General features: G+C 65.3%; 24 protein-coding genes and 2 tRNA genes. 11 read left to right on the top strand and 15 right to left on the bottom strand.

The genetic code is table 11. The features are described 5' to 3' along the window. Nucleotides 1–96: 96 nt before the first annotated feature. The gene (gene radA, locus ASF00_RS11865; protein WP_055879116.1) at nucleotides 97–1,467 is read right to left on the bottom strand and encodes a DNA repair protein RadA; all 1,371 of its coding nucleotides are present in this window, start codon (nucleotides 1,465–1,467) and stop codon (nucleotides 97–99) included. Between the two features lie 103 nt (nucleotides 1,468–1,570). Between radA and ASF00_RS11860 the strand changes: the two genes are divergently transcribed. Then, a complete protein-coding gene (locus ASF00_RS11860; protein WP_055880428.1) occupies nucleotides 1,571–2,722 on the top strand; it encodes a glycosyltransferase family 4 protein in 1,152 nt (383 codons plus the stop codon). A gap of 116 nt (nucleotides 2,723–2,838) precedes the next feature. Here ASF00_RS11860 and ASF00_RS11855 read toward each other — a convergent pair whose 3' ends face one another. Both ASF00_RS11855 and ASF00_RS11850 read right to left on the bottom strand, forming a co-directional pair. Then, nucleotides 2,839–3,141, bottom strand: a complete 303-nt coding sequence (locus tag ASF00_RS11855; RefSeq protein ID WP_055879113.1) for a DUF2218 domain-containing protein — start codon at nucleotides 3,139–3,141, stop codon at nucleotides 2,839–2,841. Beyond that, nucleotides 3,138–3,734, bottom strand: coding sequence for a PadR family transcriptional regulator (locus ASF00_RS11850; RefSeq protein ID WP_055879110.1), 597 nt, complete (start codon nucleotides 3,732–3,734; stop codon nucleotides 3,138–3,140). The genes ASF00_RS11855 and ASF00_RS11850 overlap by 4 nt, the downstream gene beginning before the upstream one ends. Before the next feature lie 250 nt (nucleotides 3,735–3,984). Between ASF00_RS11850 and ASF00_RS11845 the strand changes: the two genes are divergently transcribed. The 5 genes from ASF00_RS11845 to ASF00_RS11825 all read left to right on the top strand — a co-directional run bounded on the left by ASF00_RS11845 (nucleotide 3,985) and on the right by ASF00_RS11825 (nucleotide 7,368). Beyond that, the gene (locus ASF00_RS11845; RefSeq protein WP_055879106.1) at nucleotides 3,985–5,304 is read left to right on the top strand and encodes a replication-associated recombination protein A; all 1,320 of its coding nucleotides are present in this window, start codon (nucleotides 3,985–3,987) and stop codon (nucleotides 5,302–5,304) included. Next, a complete protein-coding gene (locus tag ASF00_RS11840; protein WP_055879101.1) occupies nucleotides 5,301–5,642 on the top strand; it encodes an MmcQ/YjbR family DNA-binding protein in 342 nt (113 codons plus the stop codon). The genes ASF00_RS11845 and ASF00_RS11840 overlap by 4 nt, the downstream gene beginning before the upstream one ends. Further along, a complete protein-coding gene (locus ASF00_RS11835; protein ID WP_055879098.1) occupies nucleotides 5,626–6,501 on the top strand; it encodes a hypothetical protein in 876 nt (291 codons plus the stop codon). The genes ASF00_RS11840 and ASF00_RS11835 overlap by 17 nt, the downstream gene beginning before the upstream one ends. Nucleotides 6,502–6,533: 32 nt before the next feature. Then, nucleotides 6,534–6,609, top strand: a tRNA-Thr gene (locus ASF00_RS11830). 138 nt (nucleotides 6,610–6,747) lie between these two features. Next, nucleotides 6,748–7,368: a YceI family protein gene (locus ASF00_RS11825; protein ID WP_055879095.1), complete on the top strand. Its 621-nt coding sequence runs from the start codon at nucleotides 6,748–6,750 to the stop codon at nucleotides 7,366–7,368. 12 nt (nucleotides 7,369–7,380) lie between these two features. On the opposite strand, the gene ASF00_RS11820 is transcribed toward ASF00_RS11825, so the two are convergent. After that, entirely contained in the window at nucleotides 7,381–7,713 is a 333-nt protein-coding gene (locus ASF00_RS11820; protein WP_055879092.1) for a hypothetical protein, read from the bottom strand. Between the two features lie 262 nt (nucleotides 7,714–7,975). Between ASF00_RS11820 and leuA the strand changes: the two genes are divergently transcribed. Then, entirely contained in the window at nucleotides 7,976–9,634 is a 1,659-nt protein-coding gene (gene leuA / locus ASF00_RS11815) for a 2-isopropylmalate synthase (protein ID WP_055879088.1), read from the top strand. 42 nt (nucleotides 9,635–9,676) lie between these two features. Here leuA and ASF00_RS11810 read toward each other — a convergent pair whose 3' ends face one another. The 4 genes from ASF00_RS11810 to folE form a co-directional block, all read right to left on the bottom strand. Next, nucleotides 9,677–10,354, bottom strand: coding sequence for a type 1 glutamine amidotransferase domain-containing protein (locus ASF00_RS11810; RefSeq protein ID WP_055880426.1), 678 nt, complete (start codon nucleotides 10,352–10,354; stop codon nucleotides 9,677–9,679). 104 nt (nucleotides 10,355–10,458) lie between these two features. Further along, the gene (locus ASF00_RS11805; protein ID WP_055879083.1) at nucleotides 10,459–10,815 is read right to left on the bottom strand and encodes a dihydroneopterin aldolase; all 357 of its coding nucleotides are present in this window, start codon (nucleotides 10,813–10,815) and stop codon (nucleotides 10,459–10,461) included. After that, on the bottom strand, nucleotides 10,808–11,569 hold the full coding sequence (locus ASF00_RS11800; protein WP_055879080.1) for an SDR family NAD(P)-dependent oxidoreductase: 762 nt from the start codon (nucleotides 11,567–11,569) through the stop codon (nucleotides 10,808–10,810). Before ASF00_RS11800 ends, ASF00_RS11805 begins: the two co-directional genes overlap by 8 nt. Continuing rightward, nucleotides 11,566–12,204, bottom strand: coding sequence for a GTP cyclohydrolase I FolE (gene folE, locus ASF00_RS11795; RefSeq protein WP_055880423.1), 639 nt, complete (start codon nucleotides 12,202–12,204; stop codon nucleotides 11,566–11,568). The genes ASF00_RS11800 and folE overlap by 4 nt, the downstream gene beginning before the upstream one ends. A 203-nt stretch (nucleotides 12,205–12,407) precedes the next feature. On the opposite strand from folE, the gene ASF00_RS11790 reads away from it, so the two are divergent. Continuing rightward, the gene (locus ASF00_RS11790; RefSeq protein ID WP_055879075.1) at nucleotides 12,408–15,398 is read left to right on the top strand and encodes a TonB-dependent receptor; all 2,991 of its coding nucleotides are present in this window, start codon (nucleotides 12,408–12,410) and stop codon (nucleotides 15,396–15,398) included. A gap of 304 nt (nucleotides 15,399–15,702) precedes the next feature. Here the strand turns inward: ASF00_RS11790 and fghA are convergent, their stop codons facing one another. From fghA to ASF00_RS11775, 3 genes are read right to left on the bottom strand one after another with little or no spacing between them, the layout of a single operon-like run. Further along, nucleotides 15,703–16,548, bottom strand: coding sequence for an S-formylglutathione hydrolase (fghA, locus tag ASF00_RS11785; RefSeq protein ID WP_055879069.1), 846 nt, complete (start codon nucleotides 16,546–16,548; stop codon nucleotides 15,703–15,705). Beyond that, nucleotides 16,548–16,931 (bottom strand): VOC family protein, encoded by a 384-nt coding sequence (locus tag ASF00_RS11780; RefSeq protein WP_055879066.1) that lies wholly within the window; start codon nucleotides 16,929–16,931, stop codon nucleotides 16,548–16,550. The genes fghA and ASF00_RS11780 overlap by 1 nt, the downstream gene beginning before the upstream one ends. Nucleotides 16,932–16,940: 9 nt before the next feature. Continuing rightward, complete coding sequence (locus ASF00_RS11775; RefSeq protein ID WP_055879063.1) at nucleotides 16,941–18,047, bottom strand: S-(hydroxymethyl)glutathione dehydrogenase/class III alcohol dehydrogenase; 1,107 nt, start codon at nucleotides 18,045–18,047, stop codon at nucleotides 16,941–16,943. 119 nt (nucleotides 18,048–18,166) lie between these two features. Between ASF00_RS11775 and ASF00_RS11770 the strand changes: the two genes are divergently transcribed. The 3 genes from ASF00_RS11770 (at nucleotide 18,167) to ASF00_RS11760 (ending at nucleotide 18,919) form a co-directional block, all read left to right on the top strand. Beyond that, a complete protein-coding gene (locus ASF00_RS11770) occupies nucleotides 18,167–18,370 on the top strand; it encodes a DUF2945 domain-containing protein (protein WP_055879060.1) in 204 nt (67 codons plus the stop codon). A gap of 47 nt (nucleotides 18,371–18,417) precedes the next feature. Continuing rightward, on the top strand, nucleotides 18,418–18,678 hold the full coding sequence (locus ASF00_RS11765; RefSeq protein WP_031394799.1) for an SWIB/MDM2 domain-containing protein: 261 nt from the start codon (nucleotides 18,418–18,420) through the stop codon (nucleotides 18,676–18,678). A gap of 164 nt (nucleotides 18,679–18,842) precedes the next feature. Then, nucleotides 18,843–18,919 (top strand) — tRNA-Arg (locus ASF00_RS11760). Nucleotides 18,920–18,965: 46 nt separating this feature from the next. On the opposite strand, the gene ASF00_RS11755 is transcribed toward ASF00_RS11760, so the two are convergent. Genes ASF00_RS11755 through ASF00_RS11740 form a run of 4 tightly spaced genes read right to left on the bottom strand, consistent with a single transcriptional unit; the run spans nucleotide 18,966 to nucleotide 21,233 of the window. Beyond that, nucleotides 18,966–19,397 carry a DUF1178 family protein gene (locus ASF00_RS11755; RefSeq protein ID WP_055879056.1) on the bottom strand — a complete coding sequence of 144 codons (432 nt, stop codon included), beginning with the start codon at nucleotides 19,395–19,397 and terminating at the stop codon, nucleotides 18,966–18,968. Beyond that, on the bottom strand, nucleotides 19,394–20,221 hold the full coding sequence (locus ASF00_RS11750; protein WP_055879053.1) for a carbon-nitrogen hydrolase family protein: 828 nt from the start codon (nucleotides 20,219–20,221) through the stop codon (nucleotides 19,394–19,396). The genes ASF00_RS11755 and ASF00_RS11750 overlap by 4 nt, the downstream gene beginning before the upstream one ends. Beyond that, a complete protein-coding gene (gene grxC / locus ASF00_RS11745) occupies nucleotides 20,221–20,475 on the bottom strand; it encodes a glutaredoxin 3 (RefSeq protein ID WP_055879050.1) in 255 nt (84 codons plus the stop codon). The genes ASF00_RS11750 and grxC overlap by 1 nt, the downstream gene beginning before the upstream one ends. 32 nt (nucleotides 20,476–20,507) lie before the next feature. After that, nucleotides 20,508–21,233 (bottom strand): ComF family protein, encoded by a 726-nt coding sequence (locus ASF00_RS11740; RefSeq protein WP_055880421.1) that lies wholly within the window; start codon nucleotides 21,231–21,233, stop codon nucleotides 20,508–20,510. Nucleotides 21,234–21,263 lie beyond the last annotated feature (30 nt).

Genomic DNA, 21,263 nt, shown 5'->3' with positions numbered 1-21,263 from the left:
ACGCGTGTTCGACCGGAGAACGTCACGGAGCAGTCCGTTTCCGGGTATGGGAACGACCATTTCGCGATGGCGCGGTACGTCGCCTTGGAACGGCGCCTATCCCCGCCCCATCATGTGATCGACGAACGCTGCAAGCGTCTTGAAGCCCGAGAGGTTCATCCCACTTTTCTCGCCCGTCATCGAAGCCGGTACAAGCGCGCGCTCGAAGCCGAGCTTGCTCGCCTCCTTCAGCCGCAACGGACCATGCGCGACCGGGCGGATCTCACCCGACAGCGCGACCTCGCCGAACGCCACCGCGTCGACCGGGACCGGGCGTTCCGACATCGCCGATATGAGCGCGGCCGCCACTGCGAGGTCTGCCGCCGGATCCTGCACGCGGTAGCCGCCGGCGATGTTGAGATAGACCTCGGCGTTGGAGAAACTCAGACCGCAGCGCGCTTCCAGCACCGCGAGGATCATCGCGAGACGGCCTGAATCCCAGCCGACGACTGCACGCCGCGGCGTCGCCCCCGATGCCAGCCGCACGGTAAGCGCCTGGATCTCAACGAGCACCGGCCTTGTCCCCTCGAGCGCCGGGAACACCGTCGCGCCGGTCATAGCGTCGTCGCGGTGCGTCAGGAACAGCGACGACGGATTGCCGACCTCCGCCAACCCCTCGGTCTGCATCGAAAAGACACCGATCTCGTCGGTCCCGCCAAAGCGGTTCTTGATCGCGCGCAGGATGCGGTATTGGTGGCTACGCTCGCCTTCGAATGACAGCACCGTGTCGACCATGTGCTCCAACACGCGGGGCCCTGCGATTGAGCCGTCCTTCGTCACATGCCCGACCAGCACCACCGCCGTCCCACGCTCCTTGGCGAACCGGATCAGCTCCTGCGCAGACGCACGGACCTGGCTGACGGTGCCCGGCGCCCCCTCGATCAGATCGGAGTGCATCGTCTGGATCGAATCGATCACGAGCATGGCGGGCGGCCGCGTCTGCAACGTCGTCAGGATGTCACGCGTCGACGTCGCCGCCGCCAGCTGTACCGGTGCATTGCCGAGCCCGAGCCGTCGCGCGCGCAGACGGACCTGGTCGGCCGCCTCTTCGCCCGACACATACGCGACCGACTGCCCCGCCAGCGCCATCTTGGCCGCCGCCTGCAACAGCAGCGTCGACTTGCCGATGCCGGGATCGCCGCCGATCAGCGTCGCCGACCCCTCGACGAAACCGCCGCCCAGCGCGCGGTCGAGTTCGGCGATCCCGGTCGCCATCCGGTCGGGCAGCTTGATCTCGGCATCGAGCCCGACGAGCTGGATCGCGCGGCCGCCGGTCTGAAGATTGTGCTTGGAATGGAACGGCGTGGCAGCGGTGTTCGCCTCCTCGACCAACGTGTTCCATTCGTTGCAATCGGCGCATTGCCCCGCCCAGCGGTGCGACACCGATCCGCAGGCCTGACACACGTAACGCTTCTGGGGTTTCGCCATGCAACCGATGTACGAGAACGATACGGGAACATCAATGGGCGGCGCGCGCGGCAAGTTGCGGATTTAGTGGCGCTTGACCGCGCACGGCGTTATCCGCGCGATGATGCACGCCACCGACCTGCGCATCGCCCTGTTCAGCGGCAACTATAATTACGTTCGCGACGGCGCGAACCAGGCGTTGAATTTGCTCGTCGGCCATCTGTTGTCGAAGGGCGTGACAGTGCGTGTCTATTCCCCGACCAACGCCAAGCCGGCGTTTCCGCCGACGGGTGATCTGGTCGCGGTGCCGTCGCTACCGCTTCCCGCAGGACGTGGCGAATACAAGATGGCGCGCGGGCTGCCCGCGGCGATCCGCCGTGATCTCGAGGCGTTCGCGCCGAACATCATCCATGTCTCGGCACCCGATTTCCTCGGCCATCGCGCGATCAGCTATGGTCGCCGCGGCGGCATCGCGACAGTCGCGTCGCTGCACACCCGGTTCGAGACGTATTTCCGCTATTACAAGATGGCGTTCTTCGAGCCCGTCATGGTGAAGATCCTGACGCGCTTCTACAACCGCGTCGACGAAGTGCTGGTGCCGGGGCGCGGCATGGCCGAGATCGTCCGCGATTGGGGCGTGACGACGCCGACCGCGATCTGGTCTCGCGGCGTGAACCACGATCGCTTCACGCCGACGCGTCGTGACCTGGCGTGGCGGCGCGCGCGCGGCATCGCCGACGGCGAGGTCGCGGTCGGGTTTCTCGGGCGGTTGGTAAAGGAAAAGGGGCTCGACGTCTTCGCCGACGTGATCCGGTCGCTGGAGCAGCGCGGCGTGCCGCACAAGGTGCTGGTGATCGGCGAGGGTCCGGCGCGCGACTGGTTCGCCGAGCGCGTGCCGGAGGCGGTGTTCGCGGGGTTCCAGTCGGGTGACGATCTCGGCCGTGCGGTCGCGTCGATGGACGTGTTCTTCAACCCGAGCGTGACCGAGACGTTCGGCAATGTGACGCTCGAAGCGATGGCAGCGGGTGTTCCCGTCGTAGCTGCGCGCGCGTCGGGCGCGGTCGGGTTGATCGATGACGGCGTGACGGGGTTCCTGGTGCCGCCCACGGATATCTCGGGTTATGCGGATGCGATCGGGCGGATCGTATCGGAGCCAGGCCTACGCGAGACGATGGGTTGGGCCGGACACGACAAGGCCGCCGGGTATCTTTGGGACACGATCAACCAGACGGTGCTGGACACATATCTCGAGGTGATGGCACGGCGGGGCAGCTAGTACGGGCTGCGCGTCGTCCTCCATGGCTCGGTCCAGCATGACGGCGCGACGGACGCCGGCGCCCGTAACGCCGGGTCCCGGCTTTCGTCGGATGACGAAGTCGCGACGAGACGCTCTCAGACAGTCGACCAATCGAACGTCAGCGACGCCTCGCGAAAGGCGAACCGGTCGAGGTGGCTCGACACGACCCCGCGCATCCGCTCGACGTCCTCGCCTTCCGGCACGGTCAGCGCGACGTCGAGCGTTCCGCTGTCCGCACGCATCTCCAGCAGCGCGCCGTTCGGAAAGGCGATGCGGCCCTCCTCCTCGGAAAAGCTGACCTCCATCTTGTGACTCCAATGCTTGGCCAACTGCTGGAGGTACTTGCTGGCCGAATGGGTCGCTACCCGCGCGACCGAGACCTTTGGCGCGGCGCTCACTTCAAGCGCTCGATCTTCTGCGCCGCCTCGTCGAGCAATGCCGCGACCTCGTGCAGCGTGTCCTCGTTGACGTCCTCGCGCATCAGCCTGTGCTGGAGCACCTGGCGCAGATTGCCCATCGCCCGCCGGATCGGCGCGCCATCGGTCCGCTCCGACTCCGCACCCACGGCTGCGAGCCGCGCGAACAGGCCATCCACGACGGCCATGTTTTCCGTCAGGATCGCCTGCCCCTCTGCGGTCACCGCAAAGCGCTTCTTCGCGCCTTCCGATTTCTGCTCCTCGATAAGACCCATGTCGTCGAGCGTGCTCAGCGTCGGGTATACGACCCCCGGACTAGGCGCATAGGCGCCGCCAGACAGTCCCTCAACTTCGCGGATCAGGTCGTAGCCATGACGCGGTGAGTCAGCGATCAGCTTGAGCAGGACAAGCTTCATCTCGCCGCCGTCGAACAGTCGCCGACCCCGACCGCGCGGACCGCCGCCGCGCTTCCACGTCATATGCTCGTCGCCGTGATCGCGAGGGCCATGACCGTGGCCGTGGTCGCCGGCTCGCGGACCACCCGTCCATGCTCCATATCCCATACCAAACCGCATTTGACTGTTCTCCGATATATCTTAGATTGTGAGGTAAGATATATCTCGAACTTTTCCTGGTTCAAGGGGAGGCTTGAGAAAGTTCTGCGTTTCTCGTCCGTCACTCCTGGGAGGCAGGACCCCAGCCCCTTGGACAGCGCGACCACGCAGGGCCACCAGCCGGTATCGATCCCCACCTCCGCGCGGACGGCGTGCGTCTGACAAGCGGTGCTGGATGGGCAAACCAGCCCCACGCCCCTATCTTCCGCTCATGGCCGACCTCTTTGCGGGCTTCGAACCCGCCGCTCCTACCGAACTGCATCCCGAGAACGCGCCGCTCGCCGATCGCCTGCGCCCGCGCACGCTCGCCCAAGTGGTCGGGCAGGATCACATCACCGGTGCCGAAGGCGCGATCGGCCGGATGGTGTCGGCGGGACGACTGTCGTCGATCATCCTGTGGGGCCCGCCCGGCACCGGCAAGACGACGATCGCGCGGTTGCTCGCGGACGCCGTCGACCTGCGGTTCGTCGCGATCTCGGCGGTGTTCTCCGGCGTCGCGGATCTCAAGAAATCCTTCGCCGAGGCGCGAGAGCATGCCAAGATCGGCAAACGTACCTTGTTGTTCGTGGACGAGATCCACCGCTTCAACCGCGCGCAGCAGGACGGCTTCCTGCCGTATGTGGAGGACGGCACGGTAACGCTGGTCGGCGCCACGACCGAGAACCCCTCGTTCGAACTCAATGCCGCGTTGCTCAGCCGGGCGCAGGTGCTAATCCTCGAACGGCTCGGCCGTGGCGCGCTGGAACAACTTCTCGAGCGCGCAGAAGCGGAGATGGAGCGCCCCCTTCCCCTGACCCCGCCCGCCATGGACGCCCTGATCGCCAGCGCCGATGGCGATGGCCGCTTCCTGCTCAATCAGGCGGAGACGTTGTTCTCGGTAGACCTGCCTGAACCGCTCGATCCCGCCGGGCTGTCGAATTTCCTGCAACGCCGCGTCGCGGTGTACGACAAGGATCGCGAGGGGCATTACAACCTCATCTCCGCGCTCCACAAATCGATCCGTGGCTCAGACCCGCAGGCTGCCCTTTATTATCTGGCGCGGATGCTCACCGCCGGCGAGGAGCCGCTGTTCCTGCTCCGTCGCCTGACCCGTGCCGCGGTCGAGGATATCGGTCTCGCCGACCCGCAGGCGCTGGTCCAGTGCATCGCCGCCAAGGACACCTACGACTTTCTCGGCAGCCCCGAGGGCGAGCTCGCGATCGCGCAGGCCTGCGTCTACCTCGCCACCGCGCCCAAATCGAACGCAGTCTACAAGGCGCAGAAGGCGGCGTGGAAATCGGCGCGCGAAACCGGTTCGCTGATGCCCCCCGCGGCGATCCGCAACGCCCCGACCAAGCTCATGCGCGATATCGGGTACGGCAAGGGCTACGCGTACGACCATGATGCGGAGGATGCGTTCTCGGGCTCGGATTACTGGCCTGACGAGATGGGACCGCAGACATTCTATACGCCGACCGAACGCGGCTTCGAGAAGCGCCTGTCGGAACGCCTGGCGTATTGGGACGGCTTGCGCGCGACGAAACGATCATGAACGATTGGGAGGCCGTCGCCAGCTACGCGCTGTCGCTCCCCGATACCGAACCATCGACCTCCTACGGCCAGCCCGCGATCAAGACGCGCGGCAAAATGTTCGTCAGCGCCGGGCACGTCGACGGCAGCTTCCACGTCCGCAGCCCGCACGAGGAAAAGGCCGTCTTGATCGCGACCAATCCCGACATTTTCTGGCAAACACCGCATTACGAGACATGGCCCGGATTGCTGGTTCGGTATGGTGCGAGCGATACAACGCGGGTCGCCTGCGTGATCGCCCGTGCATGGTGGGATCAGGCATCGACTAGGCAGCGCAAGGCTTATGGCGATCGCCCCTGACCGCTTCGGCCATTTCGCCGCGATCGACTGGTCTGGCGCGGTGGGTCCTCGCCAGTCGGGGATTGCCGTCGCGATCTGCACGCAGGGATCCGCAGCGCCGACGCTGATCACGGTCGAGGGCGGGTGGTCGCGCGCCGCCGCGCGCGACTGGCTCGCGGACACGATGCCGCGGGATACGCTGGTCGGGCTCGATCTCGGGCCATCGCTCCCCTTCGTTGATCGCGGTGCGTTCTTCCCCGGCTGGTCGGACAGCCCGGCGGATGCGCGATCGCTCTGGGCGCTCGTCGAGCGGATCTGTGCCGACGATCCGCACCTCGGCGCAAGCAGCTTCGTCGATCACGACGAGGTCGCACGGCATCTGCGGCGCCACGGTGGTCGCAAGGGCGAATTCTTTGACGGCCGCGGCCGGCTCCGCGTGACCGAGGAGGCACAGCGACGCCAAGGGTTGAGCCCGACCAGCAACCTGAACCTCGTCGGCGCGGCGCAGGTCGGCAAATCGAGTCTGACCGGAATGCGCGTGCTGCACCGCCTCGCCGATCGCATACCCGTCTGGCCGTTCGACCCGCTCCCGCCGCACGGCCCGACAATCGTCGAGATATACACCACGATCGCGGCGCGCGCCGCCGGTATGCGCAAGGGGCTCAGCAAGATCCGCGACGGCGCGTCGCTCGATACAGCGCTGGCGGCACTCGGCAGCGCGCCGCATGTTCCTCTTGCCCGCTACGACGATCACGCCACCGACGCGATCCTGACCGCCGCATGGCTACGCAGCAACGCCTATCGCCCCGAATTGTGGAGCCCGACCGCGATGACACCGCATATCGCACAAACCGAGGGCTGGACCTTCGGCGTGTCTTGAAGCATGGGGCGATTACGCCTGACGCGCACCGGGCCGGTTTAGCTCAGTTGGTAGAGCGCCAGTTTTGTAAACTGGATGTCGCGGGTTCGATTCCTGCAACCGGCACCACCTCAGGCCGTTATGCGACAGGCGCGCGCCTGCGGCTCACGCACCGACGACGCCATTTCGAAACACAGCGTTGGCATAACGTCGTTTGACGCGGATCCTCCCCTCGGCCAGCATCGCGCGATCAACAGGAGACTTTCCATGCGCCTCGCCCTTGCCACCGTCCTTGCCCTGACCGCCGCCCCGCTCATCACGCAAAGCGTGCTCGCGCAGACCGCTGGCGTTCCCGGCGCCCCCGTCAAGGCACGAGTCGCCGCCGGCACTTACGCGGTCGATCCGAACCACACGCAGGTCACGTGGCAGGTGAACCATATGGGCTTCTCGATGCTCGAAGGGCAGTTCGGCGCATCGGGTGGCAGCATCACGATCGATCCCGCCAAACCCAACGCGACCAAGGTCGCGGTCGACTTCGCGATCGACCAGCTCTCGGTCACCGCGGCGCCGTTCGCGGGCCATCTGAAGTCGAAGGACTTCTTCGACGCCGCGACCTACCCGACCGCGAAGTTCGTCTCGACCAAGGTCGTCGCAACCGGCGACAAGGCGACGATCACTGGCGACCTCACGCTCAAGGGCGTCACCAAGCCGGTCGTGCTGCAGGCGACCTTCGTCGGCGCGGGCGCGAACCCGATGAACAAGAAGCTCAACTTCGGCTTCCGTGCGACGACCTCGATCAAGCGCAGCGACTTCAACCTCGGTGCCTATGCCCCCGTCGTGTCGGACAAGGTGGACCTGACGATCAACGCTGCGTTCGCGGCCAACTGATCGCGCCTGTCGCTAGGGCACGGTCACGGATACCGCCAGGGTGACCGTGACCGTGTTCGTAGCGGAATGGATCGCGACCGCGGTCACCCAGTCCTCCTGACGATCGGTATAGGTCGTCTTCACCGGTGTGAGGACTTGGATCACCATGCCGTCGGGCTCATCGGCGACGAAATCATATCCCTGCACACCATCTTCGGGGGGCGTGATATAGATATGTTTCGACAAGGTCGGGTTCGTCCACCCGCCGCTTTCGACGATGCCATCGGCGGTGATCGTCAGTGTTGGCGGGAGGCTCTTTCCGGTTTCGACGTGGACACATCCGATGCTGTAGATCGTCTTGGTCATGGCTTTTCTCCAAACCGGCCGATCACGTGGCCACTGACAGGCTATCAGCCATAGGATCCGGCGTACGCTCCAGGCTAATCCATTTTGACTGGACAATCGGCGCCGGTCGGCGATAGCGTGAGCGCAATGACGCTGGTCCTTCGCCTTTCGCTGCTTCGACTTACGCGCCCTTAGGCGCGCCGATCGTTTGCGTGGTGGCCAGCCCCCGCGCCTCGCGCCTAAGGGCTGACCCGAACGCTCCCGATCACGAGAGACACGAGCCATGCTGCGCGACCCATCGACCAAGTACCGACCCTTCCCGCAAATAGACCTGCCCGACCGCCAATGGCCGTCGAAGACGATCGTCAAGCCACCGCGCTGGCTGTCGACCGATCTGCGCGACGGCAACCAGGCGCTGATCGACCCGATGGATGCCGAGAAGAAGACCCGCTTCTTCGACCTGCTCTGCAAGGTCGGGCTGAAGGAGATCGAGGTCGGCTTCCCGAGCGCCGGCGCCACCGAGTTCGACTTCATTTCCGGCCTGGTGAAGACCGGCCGCATTCCCGACGACGTCGCGATCCAGGTGCTGACCCAGTCGCGCCGCGACCTCATCGAGACGAGTTTCGCCAGCCTCGTCGGCGCGAAGACCGCGATCGTCCACCTCTACAACGCGGTCAGCCCGGCATGGCGCAAGATCGTGTTCGGGATGGACCGCGCACAGGTGAAGCAGATCGCGATCGACGGCGCCAAGGTGCTGCGCGACGAGGCCGCAAAACAGCCCAATGTTCGCTGGCAGTTCGAATACAGCCCAGAGACCTTCTCGACCGCCGAGCTCGATTTCAGCCTCGAGGTCTGCGAGGCGGTGATGGACGTCTTGATGCCGACGCCCGACAATCCGATCATCTTCAACCTGCCCGCCACCGTCGAGTGCGCGACACCGAACATCTATGCCGACCAGATCGAATGGTTCGGCCGCCACATCCGCAACCGTGACTCGGTGGCGATCTCGCTGCACACGCACAACGACCGCGGCACCGGCGTCGCCGCGGCCGAGCTCGGCATGATGGCGGGCGCGGACCGGGTCGAGGGCTGCCTGCTCGGTAATGGCGAGCGCACCGGCAATTGCGATCTCGTGACCGTCGCGCTCAACATGTACACGCAAGGCGTCGATCCGAAGCTCGACCTGTCGGACATTGACGGCGTCGTGAACACGGTCAATTACTGCACCAATATTCCCGTCCACCCGCGCATGCCCTACGCGGGCGACCTCGTCTTCACCGCGTTTTCGGGGTCGCATCAGGACGCGATCAAGAAGGGATTTGCCGCGCAGGAGGCAAAGAACGACACGCTGTGGGAAGTCCCCTATCTGCCGATCGACCCCGCCGATCTCGGCCGCAGCTACGAGGCAGTGATCCGCGTCAATTCGCAGTCGGGCAAGGGCGGCGTCGCATGGGTGATCGAGCAGGACAAGGGGCTCAAGCTCCCCAAGCGTCTCCAGGCCGATTTCAGCCGCCACGTCCAGGCCTATGCCGACGAGACCAGCCGTGAATTGAACGCCGCAGATATCTGGAGCCTGTTTGAGCGGACCTACATGCCGCAGGCGGACGACCGCGTCGAACTGCGCGACTATGAGGAAAGCGGCACGGCGGGCCAACGCGTTTTCATCGGCCGCGTCGCGATCGATGGCGAGGAGCGGTCGATCTCAGGCCGCGGCAACGGGCTGATCTCGGGCGTGATCGCAGCGATTGCGGAGTCGACCGGCCCGACGCTCGACGTCGTCGACTATAACGAGCACGCTATCGGCCACGGCGCGGATGCGCAGGCCGCCGCCTATGTCGAATGCCGGACCGCGGCGGGCAAGACGGTGTTCGGCGTCGGCATGGACACCGACATCGCGACCGCCTCGGTCCGCGCCGTCCTCAGCGCCGCCAACCGCGCTTGACCACTCTAAAGGCGGCCACCGGTCAAGCCGGTGGCCGTTCTCTCAGGCGAGCTTCGCCAGTAGCGTCTGTGCTGCCTTTTCCGACGAGGCCGGGTTCTGCCCGGTGATCAGCAAGCCGTCCTCGACGACATGCACACCCCAGTCGGCGGTCTTCGAATAATCGCCACCTTGCTGCGAGAGCATGTCCTCGACGAGGAACGGCACGATATCGCTGAGCCCGACCGCCGCCTCTTCGCCATTGGTGAAGCCGGTGACCGCCTTCCCCTTGACGAGCGGCGAGCCATCGGCGGCCTTCACGTCGCGCAGCACGCCAGGCGCATGACAGACCAGCGCGACGGGCTTGCCCGCGGCGATGGTCGTCTCGATCAGCGCGATCGATGTCGTGTCGTTGGCGAGATCCCAAAGCGGGCCGTGTCCACCCGGATAGAACACCGCGTCGAAATCGGCGATCTTCATCTCGGACAGTTTCCGCGTATCGGCGAGCGCCGCACTGGCCTCTGCATCCGCCTCGAACCGGCGGGTCGCGTCGGTCTGCGCGTCGGGCTTCGCGCTGCTCGGATCGAGCGGCGGCTGCCCCCCCGCCGGCGAGGCGAGCGTGATGGACGCGCCAGCATCCTTGAACACGTAATAGGGCGCGGCAAGTTCCTCGAGCCAGAAGCCGGTCTTGCGGCCGGTATCGCCGAGATCGGCATGCGAGGTGAGGACGACGAGAATGTTCACCATAAGTCTCCGGATTGGGGGTTATGGGGAGGGAACGAACCGGCTCCAGGATCGGCGCCGATCCCGGGAAGCAAACGCGCCCGGTCGTGAAACTATCGCCTCCACTAGATCGCGCGGTCCCGGACGATCCGGCACCCGATCGCGGCGTCGGGGTAGACGTCGGTCTTCATCGTCTCGACCTCGACCCGCCTCACCCGCTCGTCACTCAGACAAAGCGCGGCGATGGCCTCGCACAGCGTCTCTTGCAACGCGAACGGGCGCTCCGCCGCCATCGCCAGAATCCCCGCGCGGACGAAATCATAATCGAGCACCTCGCCGATCGCATCCTCGCCGAGCGGCCCGGGATACACGACCGTCATCTCGACCGAGACGACCACGCGTTGCGGCGCCACCTCGTGCGGGTGGATCCCGAGCCGCATCATGACCTCGAGCCCATCGAGGATCGTCGTGAACTCAGCCATTGCGCCCCTCGAACATAACGTCGCCATCGCGCGCCAGAAAACGCTGCCCGCAATCGACGAACAGGTTCTGCCCCGTCAGGCCCTGCGCAGTGAGCAACCACGCGACCGCGTCCGCGACCGCCTCCGCGCCGACCGGCCGCTTGAGCAGATTGTCGCTCGCGACCGCCGCAAACTCTTCTTCGCTCTGGTCGCCGCTCGGCAGCGTCAAACCGGGCGACACCGCGTTCACCACGACCCGCGGGCCCAGCGCCTGCGCGAGCATCGTCGTTGCCCCCTCGAGCGCGATCTTTCCGCAGCTATAGGAGAAGAAGTCCGGGTTGAGATTGGCCACCTTCTGGTCGAGCACGTTGACGACGGCACCGTCCGTCACATCGTCCTGCGATGCCAGCGCGGAGGCCAGCAACACCGGCGCCCCGCAATTGATCGCGCCAAGCTCGGCGAACAGCACCGGATCGACGCCCGGCGGCCGGTCGAACTCGAACCGCGAGGCGCAGTTCACTAGCCCGTCGATCGGCCCGCCGATTGCGGCCCGCGCGGCCGAAAACAGTTTGCCGATCGCGCCGAGATCGCTCAGATCCCCCCCGACCGCCGCTGCCCGCCCGCCCGTCGCGGCGATCTCGTCGACCAGTGCCGCCGCCTCCGCGGGCGAGTGCCCCTGGTGGACGACCACCGCATGCCCGTCCGCCGCCAGCCGCCAGACGATCGCCGCGCCCAGCCGCTTCGCACCGCCCGTCACCAGGACGGTTCGGCTCATGCGCGCGCGCCCATCAACGACAGCACTTCCTTGCGGCTGCGCTCGTCGTCGCGGAACACCCCCATCATCCGGCTGGTGACCATCGTCACCCCCGGCGTCCGCACGCCGCGCGCGGTCATGCAGGCATGGCTCGCCTCGATCACCACCGCGACACCTTGCGGCTTGAGGTTGTCCCAGATGCAATCGGCCACCTCCGCGGTCAGCCGCTCCTGCACCTGCAACCGCCGCGCGAAGCCGTGCAGCACGCGCGCGAGCTTCGAAATGCCGACGACATGGTTGCGCGGCAGGTACGCGATATGCGCCTTGCCGATGATCGGCGCCATGTGATGCTCGCAGTGCGACTGGAACGGGATGTCCTTGAGCAGCACGATCTCGTCATAACCGCCCACTTCCTCGAACACGCGTTCGAGGTGCTTGGCCGGATCATCGCCATAGCCCGCGCAATATTCCTTCCACGCACGTGCAACACGACGCGGCGTATCGAGCAGCCCCTCGCGCGTCGGATCGTCGCCAGCCCAGCGGATCAGGGTGCGGATCGCCGACGCTACGTCATCGGGCACAATCACCTTGCCATCCGGACCCAGCACATCCTCCGCAACCGACCGCCCCTTGGGCTCGCCCAGTTCATCCCGCATCGCAACACCCTTTGTCAGCATACCCAAACATCGGAATATGGGTCCTTTTTTGCAACTGTTTCATTTCGGCCACGCGCAGTAAATCCCGGTTTTCCGGGGAAGAAAAAGCGTTGACGGCTAATTTTTTTGGTCGTTACTTCGCCATACCTGAAAAACGAAATCGTGAATCGGCATAGACCGGCACGATCGGGGAGAGGACTGCAATGGCAAAGTTCGAATTGCTCGCCGCATCGGCGATGATACTCCTGTCGATTGCGCCGGCAATGGCGCAGACCGCGACCACAACGTCCGCTGAAAATACCGCACCCACCAACGGTCCGGGGCAGGAAGCCCCGTCAACGCCAACGACGTCGACGCAAACGACGTCGACGCAGACCGCTCCGGCAGACACGTCATCGAGCGCCTACGCATCGCAGGATATCGTGATTACCGCGCAACGCCAATCGCAGCGTTTGCAGGACGTTCCGATTGCTGTGAGTGCCTTTACCGCGGACAACATCGCCAAGCAGCAGATCGTCAACCCGAGCGCGCTCCAGCAAACGCTGCCCAACGTCACCTTCACCAAGACCAACTTCACCACGTCGAGCTTCACGATCCGCGGGATCGGCGATCTGTGCACCGGCGCGACTTGCGACACGGCGACCGCGATCCACGTCAACGACATGCCGCTGGTCACGACCCGCCTGTTCGAGAGCGAGTTCTTCGATCTCGAGCGGATCGAGGTCCTGCGCGGACCGCAGGGTACTTTGTTCGGCCGTAATGCGACCTCGGGCGTGGTCAACTTCATCTCCGCCAAGCCCGATCTGTCCGCGATCCATTCCGCCGCCGAGTTCGAATACGGCAACTACGACTCGAAGCGCGTGAAGGCGATGTTCAACCTGCCCTTCACCGACACGCTCGGCATCCGCGTGGCCGGAACCTATCTCAACCGCGACGGCTATACCAAGAACCTCTATGACGGTCGCAAGATCGACGGGCGCGATCTCTATTCGGTTCGCGGCACGCTGTCGTGGGAGCCGACCAGTGCCACGCGGATCGACCTGATCGGCTATTATTTCCGCGAGAAGGACGATCGCTCGCGACTGCAGAAACAGCTGTGCCACCGTGACCCGACGGGCGTGCTCGGGTGCCTGCCCGACCGGCTCGCCAACGAAACCGCGAACGGCAATTCGACGCTTGCCGCGGTACTCAGCTCGAACGAGTTCTTCGCGGTCAACAACCCCGCGCTGGCGCGGTTCGGTCTGCAGAGCCTGTACGGGCAGGACAGCTATGCCGGCGTCGTCAATCCGCGTGATGTCCGCACCGTATCGCTCGACTATAGCCCGACCTATTTCGCCAAGGAGGAACAATATACCGCGAAGATCTTCCATGATTTTGGCCCCGTCAGCCTGAACTTCACCGGCGGCTATACGCGCAACGTCGTCGACAGCGGCACCGACTACAACCTCGCGGTCGAAAACTCGCTGACCAACAACGCCGGGCTCGCCACGCTTAACGCGCTGGCGCGCACCGGATCGCCGTTCGCCTTCCTCAACGGCGTGCGGCAGACGCTGATCCCCAACGGCCCGGCCGGGGGTGCATGCCAGTCGGCAGCCGATCCGAACAATGTCGGCATCTATGGCGGCAATTCGATCGGCTGTTATCCGCAGAGCCTCGACTTCGACCGCTCGCGCCAGAAGAATCGCCAATATTCGGCCGAGGCGCATCTCGACAGCAATTTCGACGGAATGTTCAACTTCCTGCTCGGCGGCATCTATGTCGACAGCAAATCCACCAACACCGATTATTTCGTCAACGCGTTCGGGCTCGATTACGCCTCGGGTATCCTCGGCTCGGCGAACGCGGCGGGGCTCGGGCTGCCCGCGGGCAACGGCTATTTCCTGGCGACGCCCTTCTATCGCAACAGCGACACCGAGTTCCGCCTAAAATCCTACGGCATCTTCGGCGAGACCTATTTCAAGTTCACCGACGCGCTCAAGCTAACTGTCGGCCTGCGCTACAATCGCGACAAGAAGACCGACCAGGCGCGCAACCTCGCGCTCAATGTGCTGACTCCGATCGGCGCGACGGGCATCGAGCAGGGGCTGAACTATGGCACGGTCGATTTCGACCCCAATCTACCCGGCCGGCAGGAATTCGCCAATGCGCAGGTCAGCTTCTCGCGGCTTACCGGGCGCGCGGTGCTCGACTACCGGATCACCGAGAACAACCTGCTCTACGCTTCCTATTCGCGCGGGTATAAGTCGGGCGGGATCAACCCGCCGCTGCTGCCGCTGTTCAACGTCAGCAGCACGTTCGAGCCGGAACAGGTCAACGCATACGAGATCGGCTCGAAAAACACCTTTGGCGGCGGCCAGTTCAGGCTGAACCTCACCGGCTTCTATTACCAGTACAAGAACCTGCAGCTGAGCCGGATCGTCGCGCGCACCTCGGTCAACGACAACGTCAACGCCGATATCTATGGCGTGGAGGCCGAGGCGATCATGAGCCCGATCCCAGCGTTCGTCGTCAACATGAATGCGAGCTATTTGCATTCGAAGGTGTCGAGCGACAAGTTCCTGGTCAATCCGCGCGACGTGTCGGGCGGGCGGGCCGACGCGGTGATCATCAAGGACATCACCAACGCATCAAACTGCGTCGTCGTGCCCAACGCGGCGGGCAATGCCGCGCTGTCGAACGGCTATGTCACGGTGGTCAATCGCGCGGTCGGCCTACGCGGCCCCACCGCAATCCCGACGGTCGCGGCGACCGGCGCATTCGGTATCTGCTCGGCACTGGGCGCGAATGCGGCGGCGAGCGGCGTATCGGTGCTCGACGGCGTGACGACCAACATCCGCGGCAACCGTCTGCCGCAGGCGCCGACGTACAAATGGTCGGTCGGCGCGCAGTACACGATCGACTTTGCCAACGGCATGAACCTCGTCCCGCGCGCGGATCTCAACTACACCGGCGGGTTCGCGGCCAGCATCTTCAACACCACCGTCGACCGCATCCCGGGCTATGCGGTGGTCAACATGCAGGTCCAGCTCAACGCGCGCGAAGACCGGTTCTACGTCCGCGGCTTCGTGCAGAACCTGGCCAACAACAACGCGATCACCGGGCAATATGTCACCGATCAGTCGGCCGGGCTGTTCACCAACATCTTCACGATCGAACCGCGACGGTATGGCGTAGCGGCGGGGTTCAAGTTCTGAGGTTGCGCAAAGTATGCATGCTGCCCCGCTAACGATCCTCCCCCGCCAGGGGGAGGTGGCGCGAAGCGACGGAGGGGGAGGACACGCAACGCAGGTTTCCCTGCCCTCCCCCTCCGTTCGGCAAGCGCCAGCCACCTCCCCCCGGCGGGGGAGGATTTACGCGGCAGCCGCCCCCTTCGTCATCCTGACGAAAGTCAGGACCCAGTGCCAAGCAGCGTCACGTCCGTAACCCTGGGTCCTGACGTTCGGCAGGATGACGGAAGGGGGGGTAACCGTAAACAAGCCAACGGCTACCCCAAGCTCCTTACCCGACCCGACGGTACGCCAGCCGCTCGGCATGCCAGGCGACATGCTCGCCCATGAACGTCGAGATGAAGTTGTAGCTGTGATCATACCCCGGCTGCATTCGAAGCGTCAGCCCGATCCCCGCCGCGCACGCCTCCGCGAGCAATTCCGGCTTCAGCTGCTCGGCAAGGAACCCATCCGCATCGCCCTGATCGACGAGGATCTCCGCCACCCGCGCTCCATCCGCGATCAGCGCACACGCGTCGTACGATCGCCACGCCATCCGATCGGGCCCGAGATACCCGCCAAGCGCCTTCTCGCCCCAGGCGCACTGCAACGGCGCCACGATCGGCGCGAACGCCGAGACGCTCCTGAACCGATCCGGATTGCGCAGCGCGATCGTCAGCGCGCCGTGCCCGCCCATCGAATGCCCCATGATCCCCTGCCGGCTCATATCCGCCATCGGAAACTGCGCCGCGATCAGCGCAGGCAGTTCGTCCTCGACATAGGACCGCATCCGAAAATTGGCCGCCCAGGGCTCCTGCGTCGCATCGACGTAGAAGCCCGCACCCTTGCCGAAATCATACGCGTCGTCGTCGGGCACGTCGTCGCCGCGCGGCGAGGTATCGGGCGCGACCAGGATCACGCCGAGCTCGGCGCAGGCGCGGCGATACTCGCCCTTGTCCATGACGTTGGCATGCGTGCACGTCAGCCCAGACAGGAACCACAGCACCGGCAACCGCGCGCCCTCGTCATGCGGCGGGACGTAGACGGCGAAGCTCATGTCGGTGCCGGTCGCGGTCGAGGCGTGGCGGTACACGCCCTGGGTGCCGCCATAGGCCTTGCTGGTGGAGACAGTCTCCATCACGCGACCCGGTGCAGCGCGCAGATCTTGTTGCCCGACGGATCGCGCAGATACGCCAGATACAGTTTCCGCCCGCCGGTCGCATCGCGCACGCCCGGCGGATCCTCGCAGGCCGTGCCGCCATGCGCGAGGCCGGCCGCGTGCCACGCATCCGCCGCATCGGTCGAGGCCGCGGCGAACCCCATCGTGCTGCCATTGCCGTGGCTGGCCGGCTGCCCGTCGATCGGCTTGGTCAGCAGGAAGCGGCCACCGGCATGCGCGTAGACCACCCGGCCCCAGTCATCGACGACGCCCTCGGGCACGCCCAGCGCGCCCAGCGCCGCGTCGTAGAACGCCTTCGATGCCGCGATATCGTCGGCGCCGAGCATGATGTGCGTGAACATGGCCGCTCCTCAGTAGATCACGACGGAGCGGATGCTCTCGCCGGCGTGCATCAGGTCGAAGCCCTTGTTGATCTCGTCGAGCGTCAGCCGGTGCGTGATCATCGGGTCGATCTCGATCATGCCGTTCATGTACCAGTCGACGATCTTGGGCGTATCGGTCCGCCCGCGCGCGCCGCCGAACGCGGTCCCGCGCCAGTTGCGCCCGGTGACGAGCTGGAACGGCCGTGTCGAGATTTCCTTGCCCGCCTCGGCCACGCCGATCACGATCGACGTGCCCCAGCCGCGGTGGCACGCCTCGAGCGCCTGGCGCATCACGGTGGTGTTGCCGGTCGCATCGAAGGTGAAGTCCGCGCCGCCGTCGGTGAGCGCGACGATATGCGGCACGATGTCGCCCACATCCTTGGGGTTGGCGAAATGCGTCATGCCGAAGCGACGGCCCCATTCCTCGCGGTCGGGGTTGATGTCGACGCCGACGATCATGCCGGCGCCTGCGAGCTTGGCGCCCTGGATCACGTTCAGCCCGATCCCGCCGAGCCCGAACACGACGACGGTGTCGCCCGGCTGGACCTTGGCGGTGTGCACGACCGCGCCAACCCCCGTCGTCACGCCGCACCCGATATAGCAGCTGGTGTCGAACGGCGCGTCCTCACGGATCTTGGCGACCGCGATCTCGGGCAATACGGTGAAGTTCGAGAAGGTCGAGCAGCCCATGTAATGGAAGATCGGCTGGCCCTTGTAGCTGAACCGCGTCGTCCCGTCGGGCATCAGCCCCTTGCCCTGCGTCGCGCGGATCGCGGTGCACAGGTTGGTCTTGCCGCTAAGGCACGACTTACACTGGCGGCATTCGGGCGTGTAGAGCGGGATCACGTGATCGCCGACCGCGACGCTGGTCACGCCCGCGCCGATCTCGCGAACGATGCCGGCGCCTTCATGACCCAGCACGCTCGGAAACAACCCTTCCGAATCAAGCCCGTCGAGCGTGTACGCGTCGGTGTGGCAGATGCCCGTCGCCATGATTTCGACGAGCACTTCGCCGGATTTCGGTCCCTCGAGGTCGAGTTCGACGATCTCGAGCGGTTTTTTTGCCTCGAACGCTACGGCGGCGCGGGTCTTCATCGGTCGGTCTCCTTGATTGCCGCCCTGATGCCTCGCGGGCCGCCCGTCTGCAACCCGCGCGACATGCAACCAAACCCGCCTTCCGGCGCTTGATCGTTGCAAATCAAGGAGATGCGACGATGAAGGATCCAAAGAAGGGCGACGAGGTCACCTGGAAATCGCACGGCGGCGAGGCGCACGGCACCGTCGAAAAGAAACAGACCAGCGACACGAAGATCAAGGGCCACACCGTCAGGGCCTCCAAGGAGGACCCGCAGTTCATCGTAAAGAGTGACAAGGGCGGCAAGGCAGCGCACAAGGCGGACGCGCTCACCAAGGCGTGACCACGCGCGCAGTGCCAAACGCACGCGCGCAACAGGAAGGAATGCTTATGGCTACAGCTCCCAAGACCGGCGGCATCCACGCCCCCGTTCAGCCCTCTCCCGAGCTCGGCGAGATCGTCGGCAACGACAAGCTGCCGCGCAGCGAAGTGATCAGCAAGGTGTGGGTCTACATCAAGGCGCACAACCTCCAGAACCCTGAGAACAAGCGCGAGATCCTCGCGGACGAGAAGCTGAAGAAGGTCTTCGGGCGTGACAAGTGCACGATGTTCGAGATGAACAAGTACATCTCGCAGCACGTCAAGGCCTAACAGCTAGCACTGCACGACAAGCGGCGGCGGGGATTCACGCGATACCCGCCGCCCTTGATACTAGGTCCATCCGGCCCTGTTGAGCAGATCATATCCGGCCGGACGTCTGCGCGAACGCCGCGCGCTTGATCGTCGTCAACGACCGCGGTATTGCGCGACCCGATGCCCCCGTAGCTCAGCCGGATAGAGCGACGGTTTCCTAAACCGTAGGCCGCGTGTTCAAATCTCGCCGGGGGCACCAGCTTCTACCGCGCAGTCGCGGATGCCTCGCGCTACGGTGCGATATCTCAGTTCAGCTTTTCGGGCGGTGTCATGGGCATCAGGAGCGGTGCGACGGGTACGCCCTCTGCGACCAGCGCCTTGGCCTCCGCAAGACTGGTCTGGCCGTGAATGGTGGCATGTCGCTCCTCGCCGAGATGCATCGCACGGGCGCGATCGGCGAATGCGGTGCCGACCCACTCGGACACTTTCAACGCCTCGGCCTGCTGATGCGCAAGTTCGGTCATCAGCGACTTGATCGCATCCGGCGTCGGTGCATCGGGCTTGCGGTTGCCCTTGCCGGCAATGGCGGGCGCCATCACCGCCTTGCCGATTTCGCAATCGTCGCACACTGGGCATCGAACCTGCCCCGCCCGGCGCTGATCCTCATAGGCGCCGCTCGACGCGAACCGTGCCTCGAACACATGACCGCCGCCGCATTTAAGGTCGAAGACGATCATCGGACGATCGTAACGGGTGGGATCGCGCGGCGATGCTGGAGTACCGGCATACGCGACCGGACCGCCGCGACGCGCGCCGGGTCGATCTCTGCGAATGCCAGCCCGGCCGGCTCGCCCATGTCAAGGACCACCTCGCCCCAGGGATCGATCACCAGCGAATGGCCATAGGTCGCGCGACCGTCGGCATGGACGCCGGTCTGTGCCGCCGCGACGACATAAGCGCCGGCCTCGATCGCACGCGCACGCAACAGGATGTGCCAGTGTGCGGCGCCGGTCGGCCGCGTGAACGCCGCCGGCACCGAGAGGAGCGTCGCGCCCGCATCGCTCAGCGCGCGGTACAGATCGGCAAAGCGCAGATCATAGCAGATCGAGGCACCCAGCCTGCCGACGGGGGTATCGACCACACTTGCCGTATCGCCAGCGACATACGCCGCGGATTCACGCCAGCTTTCGCCGGTCGGTAGGTCCACATCGAACAGATGCAGCTTGTCGTAGCGCGCGCGAATTGCCCCCGTTCCGTCGATCACGAAGCCCCGATTGGCGAACTTCCCGTCGGAACGGCGCACCGCGAGCGAACCAAGATGCACCCATAGTCCGGTCTTCGCCGCCGCGCTGCAGACTGCGGCCAGCACTGGATCGTCGTCCTCGAGGACGATCGACGCGGCGCCACGCGTGCGGTCGCGATCGATCAATCCTGCCATCTCTGGCGTAAAGACCATCTCCGCACCGCCGTCGCGTGCGGCGTGGATCGCTTCGACGATGGTCTGCGCATTGGCGGCAGGATCAATCCCGCTCGTCATCTGGAGGAGCGCGATCCTCGGCATCAGCCGAGCAAGGGGTCGAGACCGCCCTTTGCGTCGAGCGCCGCCAGATCGTCGGATCCGCCGATATGCCGATCGTCGATAAAGACCTGTGGCATCGTCATGCGGCCACCCGACCGGTCGACCATCTCGGCCTTTTTCGGGCCGCCCATGGTGACGTCGAACGTCTCCGGTTCGACCCCCTTGCTGGCAAGGAGTTTCAATGCCCGCGAGCAATAGGGGCAGAATTGCTTGATGTAGATTTCGACTTTAGCCATGCCTCCGGAGGTGTGGTCTCACCCCCCGATTGTCAATCGTCGCGGGTTTCGGACAGCACACGGGCCCAACACAAAATTGTTACAGATCGGGCGCCTGCGCGCATCAGGGCTCGCGTGCACGCTTCGGCCGTCGCCCCACTGGTATAGACGTCGTCGACGAGCACGACCGCCTTGCCCGCAATCCGGCTGGGCGCGGCGATCGCAAAGGCGCCGGCGACCGCTTGTGCGCGCTCGCGCCCGCCGAGACCGCGCAACACGGCCGTCTGGCGCCGTCGTATCAGGACCGTTCGGTCGTGCGGCGTACCCGATAGCTTGGCGAGCGCGTCGCCGATCAGCGCCGCCTGGTTGAACCCGCGCGACCAGATCCGCCAGCGATGCAACGGCACGGGTACCAGCAGGTCGGTCGCCAGCGGGAGCAAGCGGCGCATCCGCAGCGCCATCGTCTCGGCAAAAGCGATCCGCCCACCATATTTGAGGCGCAGCGCCAGTCCGCGCGCGACCGGACCGTAGGCGACCGCGGCACGAACGCCCGCATGCCGCGGCGGATCGCGTAGACAGGCCGCACACCGCGCGCCCTCGCCGCGATCAAACGCGAACGGCACATTGCATCCCTCACACCATGGTGGCCCGAGAAACCGCAGGCTGCTCCAGCATGTCGCACAAAACCTGTGATCCTCGGCGACCGGCATGCCGCAGCCTGCACAGCGCGCCGGCAGCGCGAAGTCGACGGCGTGACGGAGTGCGGTAGGGAGTCTCACATCGGACCTCTTTTCGCCGCTGCGGGTGAG

This window comes from Sphingomonas sp. Leaf34 (genome assembly GCF_001421805.1).
Classification (GTDB): domain Bacteria; phylum Pseudomonadota; class Alphaproteobacteria; order Sphingomonadales; family Sphingomonadaceae; genus Sphingomonas.
This window is presented reverse-complemented; position numbering and strand designations above follow the sequence as displayed.